Origin of the sequence: Photobacterium sp. NCIMB 13483, from assembly GCF_003025475.1 — a bacterium.
GTDB lineage: Bacteria > Pseudomonadota > Gammaproteobacteria > Enterobacterales > Vibrionaceae > Photobacterium > Photobacterium piscicola.
Genome location: NZ_PYLV01000027.1, coordinates 14,379 through 33,929, shown reverse-complemented (window position 1 = coordinate 33,929; position 19,551 = coordinate 14,379). Strand labels below are relative to the sequence as shown.

Below are 19,551 nucleotides of genomic sequence, written 5' to 3'. Positions count from 1 at the left end.
TCTTACAAATAATAAATTGTAATATTTTATCTGGATGCGAAACTAATCGCGTATTTTAGTAATCAATTATATTACTATCAATAATTATAATTAATGCAGTTAAACACCCATTGTTGATTGTGTTAGTTATTGTTATTTAGTTATTAATTTCCATTAGATTGTTGTTTGTAAATATGATTTTTTTTAGTAAAAAACCGCTATTGTCACCATTAGTGGTTATTTTCGACGGTCATTATTTGGATTGAGCATAATTTAATATTGGTCATTAGCTTCAATAACGAATGAAAATAAAACTATTTATTATATCGAATATTTAGTGCTTGAATGCAATTAATGTGATTGCAGGGCATTCATTTACTTACATACCGACTCAAGGTCGAGCTGAAGTGAATACACAGGGAAAAGGATGACATTATGAAACGTCAAAACGGTTTTACATTAATTGAACTCGTGGTTGTGATTGTTATTTTAGGTATTTTAGCCGTTACTGCGGCTCCTAAATTTTTGAACCTTCAAGATGATGCGCGTGCGTCTTCACTGCAAGGCTTAAAAGGTGCGATTGAAGGTGCAGCAGGTATTACTTATGGTAAGGCTGCTATTCAGGGGGTTGAGAGCGTATCTACAGCCGCTACTACTTTTGATGGTATCGAGATTATTTATGGTTACCCAACAGCAACATCGGCAGCATTAGCAGCAGCTGTGACTGGTCTTGCTGATGATTGGAAAGTGGTTGCAGCTCCAACGGATGGTAAAATTAAATATACTTACAAAAGTAATGATACAACTGATACATGTATCGTTACTTACACACAAGCAACAAGTCCATCAGTCGCAGCTTCTACTTCGATAATATATGGTCCAGGTTGTACTGAACCAGTACAATCATAATTAATATTTAGCGCTCTGCGGAGCGCTATTTAATGATGTTATTTTTATTTTAAATAGCATCATTAAATACTATTGAGCAAAGGTTAACGCTGTGGCGCGACAACAAGGGTTCACCTTAATTGAATTGGTGATGGTGATTATTGTATTGGCGATTATTTCCGTTACTGCTGCCAGTCGCTACGCTTCTAAATCAAGTTTTAGTGCTGAGTTAATGCGTGATCAAGCGATTACCATTGCGCGTCAAATTCAAATTAGCGCCATGCAGCAACAGCAATTAGCATGCGCTACCTTGACTATTACCGAATCGTTATTTGGTTGTACGACTCAACAAAACCCCACAAATTATCTTACGACAGCACACGATCAGGTCACGATCACCCCGAACTATTTTTTTGGTTTTAATTTACTCGGTCAGCCATTTAATCCACAAAGTGAGCGTCAGTGTATGACGGGATCAGGTTGTGAGATCACCTTTACGGCTAATAATAATCAGGCGAAAATGTGTATTAATCCGCAAGGTTACATTCATACTGGGGCTTGCTTATGAAACGTTTTGTTCATCACTGTCAACGTGGATTTACACTGATTGAAATGATCATCACATTGGTTATTTTTGCTGTTGCGATGGTTGTTTTAAGCCGATTTTTATTTCCACAAATTACTCTATCAGCCCAATCTCATTACCAAGCACGTGCAGCGGCACTTGCTAATGCAATGATGACGGAAATTTTATCGCGTAAATTTGATATAAATAGTGATGATAATGGTGAGCAGATCCGTTGTGATGATACTCAGGATTTGCAAGGAAAGGCGATTACAAACCCGTGTGTTTTAGATTTAAAACCTAATTATGAACGGCAGCAGTTTATTACGGTTGATGATTATATCGGTTGTTGGCAGGGAAAATCAGCAGTATGTGAGGACGGTAATGGCGTGGCGTTAAGTAATGCCGTTGGTGATTCAATTGCCGCCGATTACAGTCATTTTACGGTGACAATAGCTGTTTTTTACGATAGCAGCTTAACGAATACTCCTGACTCTCTGTCGGCTATTGCGGCTACTCCGCATAATTATAAGCGTATTAATATGGTGGTTGATAGTGGTCGTTATGGGCGTTATCAGTTTGCTGCTTATCGAGGTAATTATTAATGTTATTAGGGCGATCGCAAGGATTTACCTTAATTGAATTAGTGATGGTGATAGTGGTGATGAGCATTATCACGCTGGGTATTGGCCGCTTTGTGAGTTTGGGTACTGAAGGTTATTTACACACTCGTGATCGTGAACAATTACAATCTCAAGCGCGATTTGCCGTTGAACGTTTAACGCGTGAATTACGTAATGCCGCCCCCAATAGTCTGCAACTTACGGTTGATGGGCGATGCTTATCGTTTAAGCCCATTCAATACAGTGGTGATTATAGTAATCCAACCTTAACTGACATTACTACCATCACCGCTTTTATGACACAGACAACAGCTCCCCAATTTCAAGTGGGGATGATGGTGGCTATTAACCCACATAAATGGCTCGATTTTGAATCAGGTAGTGAGCAGATTGCTACGGTAACCGCGATAAATAAAGGAACAGCGGCTAATCAATGGTTATTTGAACTTGATGGGCAATATCGTTTTGCGAGTGGTTCATTGGCATCACGTTTTTATATTTATATTCAAACTGTACGCTTTTGTATTGAAAATAATAGTCTGACACGCACTGTGATTGACAACATGGGTACTGAGTCAGCAGCCATTGTATTAGCTCAATATATTGATGAAAGCTTGTCTTTCTTTGAATTGGATCATGCCGCCCTTGCACGCAGTGCCTTAGTTGCGTGGCAATTTACCTTTATTCGTAATGGTGAATCGAGCCGCTATGACCATACTGTACAGGTGATGAATGCGCCGTAAATCTTCTGTTTCATTAATCTCACAATCTGGTAGTGCTTTGGTTGTCGCAATTTTTATTATTACAGTCATGTCGATGATGGCTGCTGCGATGATCAAAATAAATGCATCTCAAGTCGTTACAACAACGCAAGAAGTATTGGGCACTCGCGCATGGTTCGTTGCGCATAGCGGTATTGAAATTAGCTTAAATGCCTTATTTCCGATTGGAAATCCTCAGCAAATGTTGGCTTGTGAGGATGTACCGACTCAAATTTCGTTGGTAGATTTTGATGGCTGTAAGGTTGCTATTGAGTGTGATGAGTATGGCGCAGAGACAACTCGGCGGATTCAATTACGTAGTATTGGTCGCTGTGGTAGTGGTCAATATCAAGTCGTTCGCCAGCAACAAGTATGGGTTAAAGGACTAGCGCGATGACACTTATTTCAAAACTTATAATTTGGCTATGGGCTGCTTTATTCGCAACTTTTGCAGTGAACGCTACAGCATCAAATCAGACGAACTATTGTGAATATTTTCCGCAAGTTGCACAGTCGCATTCAAAAACAAAATTAGATGGTCAATTAATAAGGATGGGGTTTCAATATCCCTATTTTAAATCTGAAAATAATAAAAAATATCAATTAGGTTTTAACCATTTTATTGATCAAGGAGGAGATAGAGATAAATCATGTCAAAATCTATCAAGTCAATGGGCCTGTGAAGTGGACTCGAGCTTGATAGTCAGATCTAAACAAATGCCAATAATGCCCACTTATAATATTCCGTCGAGTGATATTGTATGTAGTGATCCAGAATTAGAGCAATATCGCGATCAATGTATTGAGAGTTATGGCGATAATAATATTTTAATGTTACCGCCTGGGAATTATTTAAAAGTTGAATTAGGCTCAAAAACTCGAACTCAATTACAAGGCGGTATCTATAAAATAAAACAATTATTGGTGATGCAAGGCGCCAATATTACGGTAGCAAAAGGCCAGCAAGCAATTGTTTATGTCGAACAAGCAGCGTTAAGTGGAAATGTTAATAAGGGCGGTTCGCCTGATGAACTTTATATATTTGGTACTAATGATGATGCGAATTCTTTTGTTTCTGATGTTGAAATAAAAGCCTCAATTAACTTATCCAGTACGGTTGAGATGGTGGGTTATTTGTATTCTGCTGGCAATATTAACATCTCTGCAAATTATGGTAATAAGGTGGATATTGCCGATCGGCCTCAAACCTTACGTGGCGCAGTAACGGCGCGTAATTTACGAATTGATACCGACAGTAATATTTGGGCTGGGGGATCTTGTGTGCAAGAGAAAGAATATGATTTGGTTATTACCCCTGAAAAAGCACAGATATTAAGTTGTGATCGTTTACCGGTAACGTTTAATGTTCATCAAAAAAATAATCACCAGATAGACACGACTTATAATGGCAATATTGTCGTATCAACGAGTTTAAATAAGCCCACTCTTGCCTATTGGTTTTTGTCTGAAAATGATAATACTAACGCTAATGATGCCTCAGAGCTCATTAATGTGAGGGTAATTAATGGCGTTGCTAGGTTATGGTTAAAAAGTGAAAACCATATTGGAAATATTAATGTTAGTGGGTTTTTACGACAAAATACGAGCGTATTAGCGACAGCTATAGGGCAATATACTGTTGTGCCTTTTAAGTTTGAAATCAGTCGTACCCCTTTAAAAATAATCGCTAATAAGCCTTATGACATTACTGTAAAAGCAATGGCTTGTGCTGATGACAAAAACAGTAATACGGTCGCGAAAGGCTACAGTGGTACTAGATCATTATCATTGGAAACTCAATTTATAGCACCCGCGACTCAAGCTAATAGCAAGGTTGAATTACGCGCGAATCCTCAACGCTCCTGGTCCACAGATGAGGCGCAGTTAGTGTTTAAAAAAGGGATAGCTCTGGGGCAGTTAAGGTATTCAGATGCAGGTAAAGTCGTGCTGAATATTATCGATCGTGATTGTAATCGTGAGCAAGGCTGTGACATTGGAACATCCGTAAAATTTCAAGCTGATGATTGGACTCAATTAGATGGCTCGGTGATGATTCACTCTCGACCGTGGACCTTTGCGATGTGCCCTCAAACAGGAGCTAGTTTTGAAGGCACTATCAATAGTGGCAATGGTTTGGGAGCGGCTGGTGATGGGTTTGTTGTTCAAGCGAAACCCTTACAATGGCAAGCTGGTGATATTCACGAAAAGGCGGCGATCATTGATGTTAATCAAGATCAATATTGCCAGCGACCGATTACGGCTAACTTTTTTGCTCAAGACGCGCCAGTTGCAACAGTGACCGCTAAAATAGCAGGGATTGCAACGCCCAAAAATGGGGTTCAAGGTGAGCTAAGTGGGCGAACTTATCAAAAAAATAATCAATATCATGACACTACCGCACTGCTGTTTACGGATTTACGGTGGAGTGAAGTGGGAAGCGTGAAGCTAGCCATGACATCCTCTAATTATCTCGGTATGACAATAAACCCCAGTCAGCGTGCCATTGGACGTTTTTATCCAAAACAATTGGTGATTAAAGACAGTAGCATCATCAATGCTCATACTGAATCATCCCCATTTACTTATATGGATCAAACCTTCAATGCCAATGCGACTATTGAAGCACAAAATGCAGCGGGTAAACCGACACGTAATTACAGTGCATTTGATTCGACATTGAAAGAAAATTTGCAATTAACTGCGGTTGATCTTCATGTGAAAAATAGTCCTAATGATCTCAGTTTACGGCTTGATCAATCTAATTTAGTTGATGGCTGGCAGCACGACTGGCAACAAGCACAATTAACCATTACCGATGGTGAGCTGACGTTCAAGCGTTTACCTCAAAACGGTAATCATTCAGCAGCAGTGATGACAACTGCTGATGGTCCGTTTACGGTGGGGCTTGGATTATCAGTGCAATCTCGTTCAGAATGCTCGACATTGGGGTGTACAGATTTTGCGGATAAGACGCAGTTATTACAACGCTATAATCAGCCACAACGATTAACGGCACCACTTAATGGCTCGGTTGATAGCCGTTATGGTCGCATGGTATTAGAAAATGTGAATGGTGTATTTAATCAGCCGTTAACGATGCCACTTAAAGTGGAGTATTGGAATGGCCATCAATTTGAAGTGAATAGCGATGATAGTGGTTCACGATTTAATAGTGAGTGGTCATGCAAACACATTATCTATACCTCAAAGCCACATCAGCAAGCCCATTTAGGGATGATTGCCAGCAACGTCTTACGAGGTGAGAATTATTCTTTAAAGGCATTACCGGCACTTGAAGAAAATGACACTTATTTAAAACAACAACTTCGTTTTTGGGTAAGAATTGCCGCTCAGCCAGCAATGAATATTGGGTGTACGACGACTAAAACGACCAATCAACCATGGTTAACATTTAACTGGCGTGGGATTGGCGACGAGGATCCATCAGGGTTGGTGACCTTTGGCAGCTATCGAGGTAATGATAGAATCATTTATCGAGCTGAAAAAGGTCTCAATCAACCCATCGAGTAAATAAATTGCGTGTCTGGACGTAGTTTAGCGATCCATATCTTGTTTCACTAAGGTGCACTTGATACATTGAGCGCAATTTACGATTTTTTAACGCTTGCAGGAATAGCTGAAGACTATGTTTAAGAAGCTTCGTGGCATGTTTTCCAATGACTTGTCTATTGACTTGGGCACTGCCAACACCCTTATTTATGTCAAAGGACAAGGAATTGTTCTTGATGAACCCTCTGTTGTGGCTATTCGTCAAGATCGCGCGGGGGCAACCAAAAGTGTTGCTGCAGTAGGCCATGATGCCAAATTAATGCTTGGCCGTACGCCAGGTAATATTGCCGCGATTCGTCCAATGAAAGATGGCGTTATTGCCGATTTTTATGTGACTGAAAAAATGTTGCAGCACTTTATTAAACAAGTGCATGACAATAGCTTTTTACGTCCAAGTCCACGAGTATTAGTGGCTGTGCCTTGTGGTTCAACTCAAGTTGAACGCCGTGCTATTCGTGAATCAGCGCAAGGTGCTGGTGCGCGTGAAGTTTACCTTATTGATGAACCAATGGCGGCGGCAATTGGTGCTGGTATGCCAGTATCTGAAGCAACGGGCTCAATGGTGATCGATATCGGCGGTGGTACTACTGAAGTTGCGGTTATATCATTAAACGGTGTGGTGTATTCATCATCTGTTCGTATTGGTGGTGATCGCTTTGATGAAGCGATTATTAACTATGTACGTCGTAACTACGGCAGCTTGATTGGTGAAGCAACCGCTGAGCGTATTAAGCACGAAATTGGTTCGGCTTATCCTGGTGATGAAGTCCGTGAAATTGAAGTCCGTGGCCGTAACCTTGCTGAAGGTGTTCCACGTAGCTTTACCTTGAACTCCAATGAAATTTTAGAAGCATTGCAAGAGCCGTTAACGGGGATTGTATCTGCGGTTATGGTTGCGCTTGAGCAATGTCCTCCAGAGTTAGCGTCTGATATTTCAGAGCGTGGCATGGTATTAACTGGTGGTGGTGCATTATTACGCGATCTTGATCGTCTTCTTACTGAAGAAACAGGTATTCCTGTTGTTGTGGCAGAAGATCCATTAACGTGTGTAGCTCGTGGGGGCGGTAAAGCGCTTGAAATGATCGATATGCATGGTGGCGATCTCTTCAGCGAAGAATAAGACCATCATAGGATCCTAATTAAACAGGTTATAGTGTTATATGAAACCTATATTTGGCAGAGGTCCATCTCTGCAATTACGCCTGTTTCTTGCCATATTATTATCGGCTAGCTTAATGCTAGCCGATAGTCGTCTTGGTGCTTTTGCCAATATTCGTTATTTATTGAATTCGGCGGTCGCACCGCTGCAATATGCGGCAAACTTACCGCGTGAAATGTTAGATGTCCTGCGTGGGCAATTCAGTTCTCATCAACGACTATTGACTGAAAATAAAGCATTAAAACGTGATTTATTAGTCATGAAAAGTAATGTGTTATTACTCGATCAATTACAGCAAGAAAACCAGCGTTTAAGAGATTTACTCGGCTCTCCATTTGTGCGTGATGAACGTAAAATGGTCGCTGAAGTAATGGCGGTTGACTCTGATCCTTATAGTTATCAAGTAATGATAAATAAAGGCCGTGTCGATGGCGTTTATGAAGGCCAACCGGTGATCAATGATAAAGGTATTGTCGGCCAAGTGTCTTATGTTGGCGCGCATAATAGTCGCGTGTTATTGCTCATTGATCCTACTAATGCAATTCCAGTCCAGGTAGTGCGTAATGATATTCGTGTTATTGCCACTGGTGGTGGACGTAACCATCAGATTTTATTAGAACATGTACCAAGTAGTACCGATATTAAAAAGGGTGATCTACTGGTGAGCTCTGGCTTAGGTGGACGTTATCCTGAAGGCTATCCTGTGGCGCGAGTGACATCATTTACCTTTGATAATAAACGTCCATTTGCGCAAATTACAGCCAAGACCACAGTCCAGTTTGATCGTTTGCGTTATTTGTTATTGGTATGGCCAACTGATCGCACAAAAATGAAAGATCAAACGGCGGTAACTGCTGACGGTGCGCCAATAGCAACTGCGGTGACACCCGTTAATACAACGGATCCTGTGACACTGACCGCCCCTGCCGTAAACCTAACGGAGCCTGTGGTACCAGCGCCAAGGAAGGTAAATAATGCCAACGAATAAAGCACATGGTCGAATTTGGATTTGGCTGTCATTTCTATTTGCATTGGTGTTACAAGCCGTACCGTGGCCGGGAGAGTTAGAACCGTTTCGACCATCATGGGTTGTGCTTGTGACGTGTTATTGGGTGTTAGCATTACCGCATCGCGTTAATGTTGGTACTGCGTTAGTCGTCGGTCTACTGTGGGATTTAACCTTAGGTTCAACGTTGGGTGTACGCGGCTTAATGTTGTCTGTGATTGCTTATATTATTGCGCTTAATTTTAGAGTCTTACGTAATTTATCATTATGGCAGCAAGCAATTGTGATAGCGTTATTGTCATTGGCAGCTAAATTAATTGAATTCTGGGCGGAATATTTAGTTTCAAATATTAGTTTTTATCCACAGCAATTCTTTGCCGTGCTATTAAACTTTATATTATGGCCGTGGTTATTCTTATTATTACGTCGAATTCGACGTAAATTCGCTATTCGTTAGTTATTATTAATATTATAGGGGGAGCCAATTGGTGTCCCCCTTTGCTCTTTTGGTGCAATTATTTAACAATTATTGCTGATCAACATATTATTTAAAAAGGATAATTATGATGTCTATTCAACTTTATCTCGCCTCTGGTTCGCCACGTCGAATGGAGCTTTTAACCCAACTTGGTTATAACTTTGAACGGGTGGTGGTAGATGTTGAAGAATGTCATCAAGCTCAAGAAACAGCCGCCCAATATGTTCAACGCTTATCACATGATAAAGCTTTTGCTGGTGTAAAAGCGGCGAATAATGACATCCCAGTACTGGGGGCTGATACAATTGTTGTAGTAGATCAACAAATTCTAGAAAAACCTGTCGATTTTGAGGATGCTGCGCGTATGCTGAGGTTATTATCAGGACGGCAACATCAAGTCATGACAGCTGTCACCTTAGCGACACAATCGCATAGCCAAACCTGTTTAGTTACCACTCAAGTGTGGTTTAAAACTCTGTCTGATAACGATATTAAAAAATACTGGCAAAGTGGTGAACCGCAAGACAAAGCCGGAAGCTATGGTATTCAGGGCATAGGTGGCAAATTTATTACCCGTATCGACGGCAGCTATTACGCTGTGATGGGGTTACCGTTAGTGGAAACCGACATCATGGTACAAGATTTTTTAAAATTATAAGTAGAGGCAACCATGGGCACTGAGCTGCTAATAAATGTGACGCCGAGTGAAACACGGGTCGCAATGATTGAAGGGGGTGTTTTGCAAGAGATTCACATTGAACGTGAATCAAAGCGAGGCATCGTCGGCAATATTTATAAAGGACGTGTTAGTCGCGTTTTACCGGGAATGCAGGCTGCATTTGTTGATATCGGTTTAGATAAAGCGGCTTTTTTACATGCATCAGACATTGTTCCTCACACTGAATGTGTGGCGGAAAATGAAAAAAAACAATTTAAAGTGCGCGATATCTCAGAGTTGGTCCGTCAAGGCCAAGACATCGTAGTCCAAGTGGTTAAAGATCCTCTAGGAACGAAAGGGGCGCGTTTAACCACCGATATTACGTTACCATCGCGTTATTTAGTGTTTATGCCAGGTGCAAGTCATGTTGGTGTATCACAACGGATTGCGTGTGAAAAAGAACGTGATCGATTGAAGAAAGCAGTGTCACAGCATTGTGATCATCTTGGTGGGTTTATTATTCGCACTGCTGCAGAAGGCGCTGATCCGGATGAAGTTGCACAAGATGCGGCATTCCTTAAGCATTTATGGCGTAAGGTCATCGAGCGTCGAGCGAAATACAAACCTCGTTCAATGTTATATGGTGAGCTTGGATTAGCACAGCGTATTTTACGTGATTTTGTCGGCACTGAAATTAACCATATTCAGGTCGATTCGCGAGTGGCGTTTGATAAACTCAAAGAATTTACTGATGAGTTTGTGCCTGAGGTTACCGAAAATATTGAATATTATTCAGGTGATCAGCCTATCTTTGATCTTTATGACACCGAAGCTGAAATTCAACGTTCGCTTGATCGCAAAGTAGAAATGAAATCGGGTGGTTATTTGATCATTGATCAAACGGAGGCCATGACCACTATTGATATTAATACTGGTGCATTTGTTGGTCGTCGCAATCTGGATGAAACCATTTTCAATACCAATATCGAAGCAACGAAAGCCATTGCACGCCAATTACGATTACGTAATTTAGGTGGTATTATTATTATCGATTTTATTGATATGGCACTAGAAGAGCACCAACGTCGCGTATTGCAAGCGTTAGAGCAGGCATTATCATTTGATCGCGTTAAAACCAATATCAATGGCTTTACCCAGTTAGGGTTAGTCGAAATGACCCGTAAGCGTACCCGTGAGAGTATTGAGCATGTACTATGCAATACTTGTCCGTCTTGTGAAGGTCGCGGTACGGTTAAAACAGTTGAGAGTGTGTGCTACGAAATTTTACGTGAAATCACCCGTGTTAATCGTGCCTATGATGCTGATCGGTTTGTGGTTTATGTCTCATCGGCTGTCGGTGATGCTTTAGCGGGTGATGAATACCATGCGCTTGCTGAGCTGGAAGTGTTTATTGGTAAACAAGTGAAAATTAAACCAGAGCCTCTTTATACTCAAGAGCAGTTTGATGTAGTTATGATGTAACATATTAATGAGGAAGTAATAGTGCCGAAAATACTCGTACGTCTTGTACGCGGTGGGTTATGGTTGATAGTGATTGTAGCGTTATTATTAGCATCATTAGTCACTAGTCTAAGGTTACTGCTTCCTCATCTTAATGATTACCGCCAGCCGATAGCCCATTGGGTATCACAGCAGGCGGATATTTCCCTACAATTAGCGCATATTGATGGACGTTGGGAAGCTGCTGGGCCAGCTATCACATTAACAGGCGTTACCGTTGCAGCTCAACCACATTCTCAACCATTGGCTAATATTGGTCAGGTTTCATTTTATTTTGATATTTGGCATTCAGCATTGCACTTGCGGCCCATTTTTAAGCAAGTCGCTATTGGTCAGGTTGATCTTGATCTTACCAAAATAAAGTCATCTTCACCGGCGACTAATGTAGCCGATGTCAGCTTAGCTCAGCGTTTAGAACAGCTGTTTTTTACACGCTTAGGTCAGTTCCAACTCCTCGATTCATCGGTGTCTTTTATTGCTCCATCCGGCGCTCAACAACAACTGAACATTAAACAACTTGATTGGGCTAATATTGATGGTCGACATCTGGCGCAAGGCAGTATTAATTTTGCCAATACAGATTTAGGACAATTGGCCGTTAAAGCCAATATTTCAGAACAAGGTGGGCTTGATAGTCTGTCTGGTACGTTATATATCAAAGGTAAGCATATATCAGTAACACCGTGGTTGAACAAGCAATTGGCTGGCGTGGCAAACATTACCGATAGCGAAATAGGGGTTGAAGCATGGCTAACCCTCAATAACGGCCAGATTATGACAGGTAAAGCTAAAGTTGATAACAGCATTATTGATTGGCAAGCGGGTAATCAACAACATCAGATTAAAATTAAACAGGGGCTGGTGGCGTTAAGACCGATTCGACTGGCGGATGGTTCAAGCACATGGCGTATTGATACTGAACAATTTGTTATTTATACCGATGATGTCGTATGGCCAACGTTTGATATTGCGGGCCAATTACGTTTTGGTGAGCATGATCAGTTAAAACAATGGAAATTAGCCTTAAGTAATATTGCGTTACAGCGACTATTACCCTTAATTAATTTCTTACCGCCAACCAATAAGCTGGTCAATGCGGTGCAGCATCTTAAACCAAGTGGGTTGTTAACACATATTCGCGTTGCGGGTGAAGCAAATGAAGTTCCGCGTTTTTCGTTTAAGGTGCAGCAGTTAAGTGTCAAACCATGGCAATGGGTTCCTGGTATTAATCATTTAAATGCCACCATTGCAGGAAATGGTCACCAAGGTAAGATCTCACTGAATGTGGCGGCAGATAGCTTTGCTTATGATCGTGTGTTTTCAAAGCCTTTAAAAATAAATCAAGCTCAGGTGCAGGCGTATTGGCATCGAAATGGACACCAAACAACGGTATGGAGTGATCGACTTGCCGTGGCAACGCCGGATTTAACCTTTGCCGGTCAAGCTCGCGTTGATATTCCCACGACTGGCTCGCCATGGTTATCATTATTTGGTGAAGCTAATGTGGTTGATGCGGGTCAAACTTGGCGTTATTTACCTCGCCCTGCGCTGGGGGATCGCTTAACTAACTATTTAGCCTCTGCAATTAAAGGCGGCAAGGTTAAGTCAGCCCGTATTTTATGGTATGGCGCTCTTAATGCATTTCCATATCAGCATCATGATGGTGTTTTTCAAGCTTTTGTGCCGTTAACACAGGCGAAATTTAGTTTTGATCCTGCATGGCCTTTACTACGTGATCTTCAACTTAAGTTGTTATTTGAAAATGACAAAATGTATCTTGATGCGAATCATGTCAAAACCTTAGATGCGAGCAGTTCTAAAGTGGTTGGGGAGGCAGATTTAGCCCCTAATGGTCGGCTTAAACTAGCGATAGATCTTGCTGCTACAGGGCCACAAGTTCATCAATATATGTTGAATAGCCCCTTAGCAACGTCTGTTGGTAGTGCACTGACGACCATCGATGTGACCGGCCCTGTTACTGCCAAGCTTAATTTGGATATTCCATTTGATAGTAACAATGTCGGTGCTAGCGGTAAGGTGTATTTTAACCATAACTCGATTACATTGAAGACCCCTCATTTAGCCATTGAAAATGTTAACGGTAGCTTAAGTTTTAATAATAGTGCCATTAAAGCGCAACGGCTGACGGGGATGTTATACCAGCAACCGATCACCTTTGGGTTTGATGGTAATAACGTTAAAAATTCGGCTGATTATAAAGTTAATGTCAGTGTTGGTGGGCAATGGCAATTGGCTAAGTTACACGATTATTTACCCGCAACTTTATTAGATAACCTAAGTGGTAGTAGTGATTGGCACGGTTTGGTTGGGGTTGATATTAAGCCTCAAGGTTTTAGTTATACAGTGGGTGTTAAGGTGCCATTAATTGATGTTAGTAGCCAATTGCCTTACCCATTACAGCAACGAAAACATACCGCATCAGCGTTTACGATAAAAGTTGAGGGTGATAAAAATCAATTAAAGGTTAATGCAGATCTGCCAAATGTTGCTTATCAAGGTCAGATTTCGTTGTTGGCATCAGTGCCTAAGATTACCGCTAGTAATCTGACTATTGGCATTAAAAAGTTATTAACGCCGCCACTGCAAGGTCAGCTTGTGCAGATTAATAGTCGCGCGCTGAATGCAGATCAATGGTTAGCTGTCGTGAAAAAATTGCGTGATAGTCATACAGGATCATCTGTTACTGCGAGTAGCCCTGCTTTTTCAGTACCATTGCCGACACGAGTGATGGCTAAAATTGGTCAATTAACCTTAGGCGGGCTTAACTGGCATCAGGTTGATACTGTTGCAACGCATGCTCGTGGGTGGTCAATTAAGTTAGCGTCACAAGAAGCGAGTGGTTATATCTCATGGATAAAAAATCAGCCACTAAATGTTATTTTAAAATCGTTACACCTTAATCTTCCTCAATTAAATCAGCAACCGCCCGCGGAATTATTAAGCCCTATCTTAACGGCAAAACCACAATCAACTGTAGTTACCGCGAACGATAGCAGCATTATGGCGGCCATACCTGCGATAGATTTATCGATTGCTGATGCTTGGTTACAAGGCTACCGGTTGGGATCTGTTACCGCGAACGTAATTAAACATAACCAGCAACTACAATTACAGCAGTTTAAGATTCAATCGGGAAATGTGAAATTAACGGCTTCGGGTGATTGGAGCATACGCGACCATCAAAATCACACTAAACTTGATGCTGTTATTAGTGGCACTAACAGTACCGATTTACTTGATCGGTTTGGCATTTCCGGTGGTGTACAAAATGCGCCATTTAATACTCATGTCATCGTTAACTGGCAAGGTACGCCTTGGGGGATTGATCGTACAACATTAAATGGTACGGTGAAGACGGACATTGGTAAAGGTATCGTCAGTGGTGTTGGTGGTGCAGGGCGCCTCTTAGGTTTATTTAGTCTTGATTCAATTATTCGAAAAATGAAACTCGATTTTTCAGGGGTATTTGATAATGGCTTAGCCTTTAATTATATTCGTGGTAACGGCACCATTAAAGACGGTATTTTCGATAGTAATAATATTAAGATGCAGGCGTTAGCTGGCGATATGTATATCAACGGTAAAGTGAACCTGATTGATGAAAAGGTAAATGCTAACGTTAAATTTATTCCTGATTTCACCTCGGGATTACCTGTGATGACCGCATTTGCAGTGGCACCACAAGTCGCATTGTATGTGTTTGCAATATCAACCGTATTGTCACCCGTATTAGATGTTATTACTCAAGTAAATTACCAAGTTACAGGGCCAATAGCATCGCCAAAGGTTGTCGAGCGTTCTCGTCTGGAAGGTGAATATAAAATCCCAGAGAGTAATAGTTTTAAAGAGTAAGTGCTTTTAAGAACAAGCGTGTTTAAGTTGTGCTTGTCACGAGCGTTATGACGTTTGATAAATCTGATGTATTTCAGAATAGTTCAGGGAGATTGCCATGACCAAAATTGGTGTAGTACAAATGAATTCAGGCACTGATCCTGAGCGTAACCTGAGCCAGATAAAAAAGTTTATGCAAGGGTTGCAACTTCAAGGGGCAAAATTAGTTGTTACCCCTGAAAATAGTGTCGTTTTTGGCAGTAAAGCCGATTATCAACGTTGGGCAGAGCCCCTCGGTAAAGGTCCATTACAGCAACAATTATCTCAATATTCTCAACAGTTAGGAATTTGGTTATTGATTGGCTCTATGCCGATTCTTCAAGCAGATGGTAGCATTACGACTACTGCTATCTTATTTGATGATCAAGGTAAGTTACATGCGCACTATAATAAAATGCACATGTTTGATGTAGATGTTGCTGATAAACACCATAGTTACCGTGAGTCTGATACCTTTAAAGCAGGCGATGAAATTAAAGTGATTGATACGCCTTTTGGCAAGCTAGGATTATCCATTTGTTATGATATTCGCTTTCCACAGTTGTACAGTCAATTACGCCAGCAAGGTGCTGATATCATAGTGATTCCAGCAGCATTTACTAAGCTAACTGGACGCGCTCATTGGGAAGTGTTAGTGCGTGCTCGTGCTATTGAAACCCAGTGTTGGGTAGTGGCTGCAGCACAATGGGGCGAGCATAATGAAACGCGAGAAACCTGGGGGCACTCAATGATTGTTGATCCTTGGGGGCAAGTGATTGCCTGTCAACAACAAGGAACGGGTGTTCTGATAGCAAATGTTGATTTACAATTAGCACATAAGATCCGTACCAATATGCCAGTGGCTGATCATGCCCGATTGGTGTTCAGTCATATTCAATAACTAAGAGCAAATTAATGACCCTTAACACTGTAGAAAGTACCATGCTAGACCAATCAGGTCTCGGTCGTGATGAATTGCATAATATTCTTGGCTTAATTGCTACCCGTGATGTTGATTATGCTGATATATATTTTCAGTCATGCTGGCATGAGTCGTTAGTTTTAGAAGACAGTATTATCAAAGATGGCTCGTTTAATATTGATCGTGGTGTCGGTGTACGTGCTGTTGCGGGTGAGAAAACAGGCTTTGCTTATTCAGATCAAATTAATCTATTAGCATTAACTCAAAGCGCAAAAGCTGCTCGTGGTATTGTGCGTCAAGGTGGTGATGGCAAAGTACAAACATTCACACCAATGGCATCATCTGGTATTTATTCCCCAATTAATCCATTGGGCAGTTTTGATAAATTTCAAAAGATCGCCTTACTTGAAGAAATTGATCGCTATATTCGCACCAAAGAGCCGTTAGTTACTGAAGTCTCAGCCAGCATTAATGGCGTTTATGAAGAAGTCTTAGTTGCCGCGCTTGATGGCACTTACGCGGCGGATATTCGTCCATTAGTACGATTATCTATTACGGTTTTGGTTGAGAAAGGCGATAAGCGTGAACGCGGCAGTGCTGGTGGTGGCGGTCGTTATGGTTATGAACGTTTTTTAACTGAAGATACGACGGGTAAAAGCCAAGCGATTTTCTTTGCTGATGAAGCTATTCGTCAAGCATTAGTGAACCTTGAAGCCGATGCAGCACCAGCGGGCACGATGCCGATTGTATTAGGTGCTGGTTGGCCCGGCGTTTTATTGCATGAAGCTGTTGGTCACGGTTTAGAAGGTGACTTTAACCGTAAAGGTTCATCAATGTTTGCCGGGCAAATGGGACAACAAGTGACATCGCCGTTATGTACTATTGTTGATGATGGTACATTAGTTGATCGCCGTGGCTCAATTAATATTGATGATGAAGGTACGCCTGCGCAACATAATGTACTCGTTGAAGGTGGTAAGCTAAAAGGCTATATGCAAGATAAGCTTAATGCGCGTTTAATGGGTGTTGCCCCGACAGGTAATGGCCGTCGTGAATCTTATGCTCATTTACCGATGCCGCGTATGACCAATACTTATATGCTGCCAGGTGAGCATACGCCTGAAGAAATTATCGCCAGTGTGAAAAACGGTATTTACGCCCCCAACTTTGGTGGTGGTCAGGTTGATATTACTTCTGGTAAGTTTGTGTTCTCGGCTTCTGAAGCATATTTGATTGAGAACGGCAAAGTTACTCGCCCAATTAAAGGTGCAACCTTAATTGGCAGTGGTATTGAAGCGATGCAACAAGTGTCTATGGTCGGTAATGACCTTGATATTGACCGTGGGGTTGGTGTGTGTGGTAAAGCGGGCCAGAGCGTGCCTGTGGGCGTCGGTCAACCAACATTGAAGATTGATTCAATGACTGTTGGTGGCACTGAATAATTTTCTATTGTGATACGCTTTTAATTAAAAGTGGGTTTCAATAAAATAAAATGCCAGCATGTATGCTGGCATTTTTTTGTTCATTTATGCATTAATCAACGAGATTAATCAGCAAGGTAGAGAGATTTTAGATATTGAAAAATCTCACGGTATGCTTTGCCAGGTTTTTCTTGTGCCTTTTCTTTTGTTGCTTGGCGCATTAACTGGCGTAGGTGTTGGCGATCAGCATCGGGATGATCAACCAAAATAGCATTTAGCATGCTGTCACCATTCTCAATCAACTTGTCACGCTTAATTTCAAGCTTTTTAAGGGCAACGGTGTGCTGAGAGTGCTTATTATTTAATTTGTCGAGTGCGGCTTGAATTGGTTCAAGATCCATATGACGCATCTGCTTACCAATAAATTGCAACTGACGACGACGCGCTTCTTTACTAAAGCGTTGTGCATCTTTTATTGCGGCCATCATTTCTTCATCTAATGGCACTTTCGCAAGAGCGTTAGGTGTTAATTCAACTAGCGCCTCGCCAATTTTTTGCAACTCTTCCATGTCGCGTTTCATCTCGGATTTACTTACCCAGATGATTTCTTCTTCTTCATCCCAAGGGGCTTTTTTGTTTTTACGGCTCATAAATGGGCTCACTCATTGTATCAATAGTTCTATTTTATCAGTTTAATAACGATTTTGGGCGTAAATTACATTATTCTATAACTAATAAGCTAAACCCTAACCTTAAGTGATTGTATGGACGTAAGAGAACAGGTCGCTCAACAGCGTGTTGAACTTGAAGCCGCAGTAGCAAAAGCGCTTGAAGTTGCTGGTAAACAGGCTGATGCAGCCGAAGTAGCCATTAACAAAACAACAGGTATCAGTGTTTCTACTCGTATGTGCGAAGTTGAAAACGTTGAATTTAATAGTGACGGTGCACTTGGCATTACTGTGTATCGCGGTCACCGTAAAGGTAGCGCATCAACTTCTGATTTAAGTGAAGCGGCTATTGCTCAAACGGTTGCTGCTGCTTTAGATATTGCAAATTACACTTCTGAAGATCCGTTTGCAGGCCCAGGCCCTGCGGAATTGATGGCGCGTAATATTCCTGATTTAGACTTATTTCACCCTGATGAGCCAGAGCCTGATCGTGCTGCTGCAATTGCAATTGCAGCAGAAGAAGCGGCGCTTGCCTTTGATCCTCGCGTAAAACAAAGCGATGGTGCCAGTTACGATAGCCATTACGGCGTACGTGTTTACGGTAATAGTCATGGCATGTTAGCCAGTTATGCTTCTAGTCGCCATAGCATTAGTTGCTGTGTGATCAGTGAAGGCAAAGACGGCAATATGGAGCGTGATTATAGTTATACCACTTCACGTTTAGCCTCTGATATGTGGACCCCAGAACGTGTGGGTCGTCATGCTGCAGAGCGTACCGTAAGTCGTATTGATCCACAAAAACTCACTACTCGTGAAGCGCCAGTGATGTTTGCTGCGGATGTTGCTACCGGTCTTTTTGGTCATTTAGTGATGGGAATTAGCGGTGCGAATTTATACCGTAAATCATCATTTTTATTAGATAAACTGGGTGAGCAAATTTTCCCAGAGTGGCTAAATATTAGTGAACGTCCTCATATTTTACGTGGTATGGCAAGTACCCCGTTTGATAGCGAAGGTCTTGCGACCTATGATCGTGAAATTATCACTGGTGGCGCACTGCAAACATACTTATTGACCAGCTATGCTGCTCGTAAGATGAAAATGCAGCCAACAGGTCATGCTGGTGGCATTCATAACTGGTTGGTTTCATCAACAGGCGAAAGCTTTGAGCAAATGCTGAAAAAGATGGATCGCGGTTTGTTAGTGACTGAATTGATGGGCCAAGGAGTGAACATTATCACGGGTGATTATTCTCGTGGTGCTGCGGGCTTCTGGGTTGAGAATGGTCAAATTCAATATCCTGTCTCTGAAATTACCATCGCAGGTAATCTTAAAGACATGATGCAAAATATTGTTGCTATTGGCAGTGATACTGAAACACGCAGTCAGATTCTAACGGGTTCTATGCTGTTAGATTCGATGAAGATTGCGGGTGAGTAAT

At 41.6% G+C, this 19,551-nt stretch carries 16 protein-coding genes; 15 read left to right on the top strand and 1 reads right to left on the bottom strand.

Annotated elements, in window-relative coordinates; genetic code table 11:
- Positions 1-414 precede the first annotated feature (414 nt).
- From C9I86_RS17075 to tldD, 14 genes are all read left to right on the top strand, one after another.
- Positions 415-888: a type II secretion system protein gene (locus C9I86_RS17075; protein WP_107277031.1), complete on the top strand. Its 474-nt coding sequence runs from the start codon at positions 415-417 to the stop codon at positions 886-888.
- Positions 889-979: 91 nt separating this feature from the next.
- Positions 980-1,435: a type II secretion system protein gene (locus C9I86_RS17070; RefSeq protein ID WP_080158364.1), complete on the top strand. Its 456-nt coding sequence runs from the start codon at positions 980-982 to the stop codon at positions 1,433-1,435.
- Positions 1,432-2,037, top strand: a complete 606-nt coding sequence (locus C9I86_RS17065) for a prepilin-type N-terminal cleavage/methylation domain-containing protein (RefSeq protein WP_080158363.1) — start codon at positions 1,432-1,434, stop codon at positions 2,035-2,037. Before C9I86_RS17070 ends, C9I86_RS17065 begins: the two co-directional genes overlap by 4 nt.
- Positions 2,037-2,798 carry a PilW family protein gene (locus tag C9I86_RS17060; protein ID WP_107277030.1) on the top strand — a complete coding sequence of 254 codons (762 nt, stop codon included), beginning with the start codon at positions 2,037-2,039 and terminating at the stop codon, positions 2,796-2,798. Before C9I86_RS17065 ends, C9I86_RS17060 begins: the two co-directional genes overlap by 1 nt.
- Positions 2,788-3,213: a hypothetical protein gene (locus C9I86_RS17055; protein ID WP_080158361.1), complete on the top strand. Its 426-nt coding sequence runs from the start codon at positions 2,788-2,790 to the stop codon at positions 3,211-3,213. The genes C9I86_RS17060 and C9I86_RS17055 overlap by 11 nt, the downstream gene beginning before the upstream one ends.
- Positions 3,214-3,512: 299 nt before the next feature.
- Complete coding sequence (locus tag C9I86_RS17050) at positions 3,513-6,347, top strand: DUF6701 domain-containing protein (RefSeq protein ID WP_146142640.1); 2,835 nt, start codon at positions 3,513-3,515, stop codon at positions 6,345-6,347.
- A gap of 115 nt (positions 6,348-6,462) precedes the next feature.
- On the top strand, positions 6,463-7,506 hold the full coding sequence (gene mreB, locus C9I86_RS17045; RefSeq protein WP_036793121.1) for a rod shape-determining protein MreB: 1,044 nt from the start codon (positions 6,463-6,465) through the stop codon (positions 7,504-7,506).
- 40 nt (positions 7,507-7,546) lie between these two features.
- A complete protein-coding gene (gene mreC, locus C9I86_RS17040; RefSeq protein ID WP_107277028.1) occupies positions 7,547-8,533 on the top strand; it encodes a rod shape-determining protein MreC in 987 nt (328 codons plus the stop codon).
- Positions 8,520-9,008, top strand: coding sequence for a rod shape-determining protein MreD (gene mreD, locus C9I86_RS17035; protein WP_107277027.1), 489 nt, complete (start codon positions 8,520-8,522; stop codon positions 9,006-9,008). Before mreC ends, mreD begins: the two co-directional genes overlap by 14 nt.
- A gap of 109 nt (positions 9,009-9,117) precedes the next feature.
- Positions 9,118-9,687, top strand: a complete 570-nt coding sequence (locus tag C9I86_RS17030; protein WP_199190814.1) for a nucleoside triphosphate pyrophosphatase — start codon at positions 9,118-9,120, stop codon at positions 9,685-9,687.
- 12 nt (positions 9,688-9,699) lie between these two features.
- The gene (rng, locus tag C9I86_RS17025) at positions 9,700-11,169 is read left to right on the top strand and encodes a ribonuclease G (RefSeq protein ID WP_080158356.1); all 1,470 of its coding nucleotides are present in this window, start codon (positions 9,700-9,702) and stop codon (positions 11,167-11,169) included.
- Between the two features lie 21 nt (positions 11,170-11,190).
- Positions 11,191-15,081, top strand: a complete 3,891-nt coding sequence (locus tag C9I86_RS17020; protein ID WP_107277025.1) for a YhdP family protein — start codon at positions 11,191-11,193, stop codon at positions 15,079-15,081.
- Positions 15,082-15,178: 97 nt separating this feature from the next.
- Positions 15,179-16,000, top strand: coding sequence for a carbon-nitrogen hydrolase family protein (locus C9I86_RS17015; protein ID WP_080158354.1), 822 nt, complete (start codon positions 15,179-15,181; stop codon positions 15,998-16,000).
- A 14-nt stretch (positions 16,001-16,014) separates the two neighbouring features.
- Complete coding sequence (gene tldD / locus C9I86_RS17010) at positions 16,015-17,463, top strand: metalloprotease TldD (protein WP_080158353.1); 1,449 nt, start codon at positions 16,015-16,017, stop codon at positions 17,461-17,463.
- Positions 17,464-17,567: 104 nt separating this feature from the next.
- Here tldD and yjgA read toward each other — a convergent pair whose 3' ends face one another.
- Positions 17,568-18,092: a ribosome biogenesis factor YjgA gene (gene yjgA / locus C9I86_RS17005; protein WP_107277024.1), complete on the bottom strand. Its 525-nt coding sequence runs from the start codon at positions 18,090-18,092 to the stop codon at positions 17,568-17,570.
- Between the two features lie 114 nt (positions 18,093-18,206).
- On the opposite strand from yjgA, the gene pmbA reads away from it, so the two are divergent.
- Positions 18,207-19,550, top strand: coding sequence for a metalloprotease PmbA (gene pmbA, locus C9I86_RS17000; RefSeq protein ID WP_107277023.1), 1,344 nt, complete (start codon positions 18,207-18,209; stop codon positions 19,548-19,550).
- The last annotated feature ends 1 nt before the right edge of the window (position 19,551 follow it).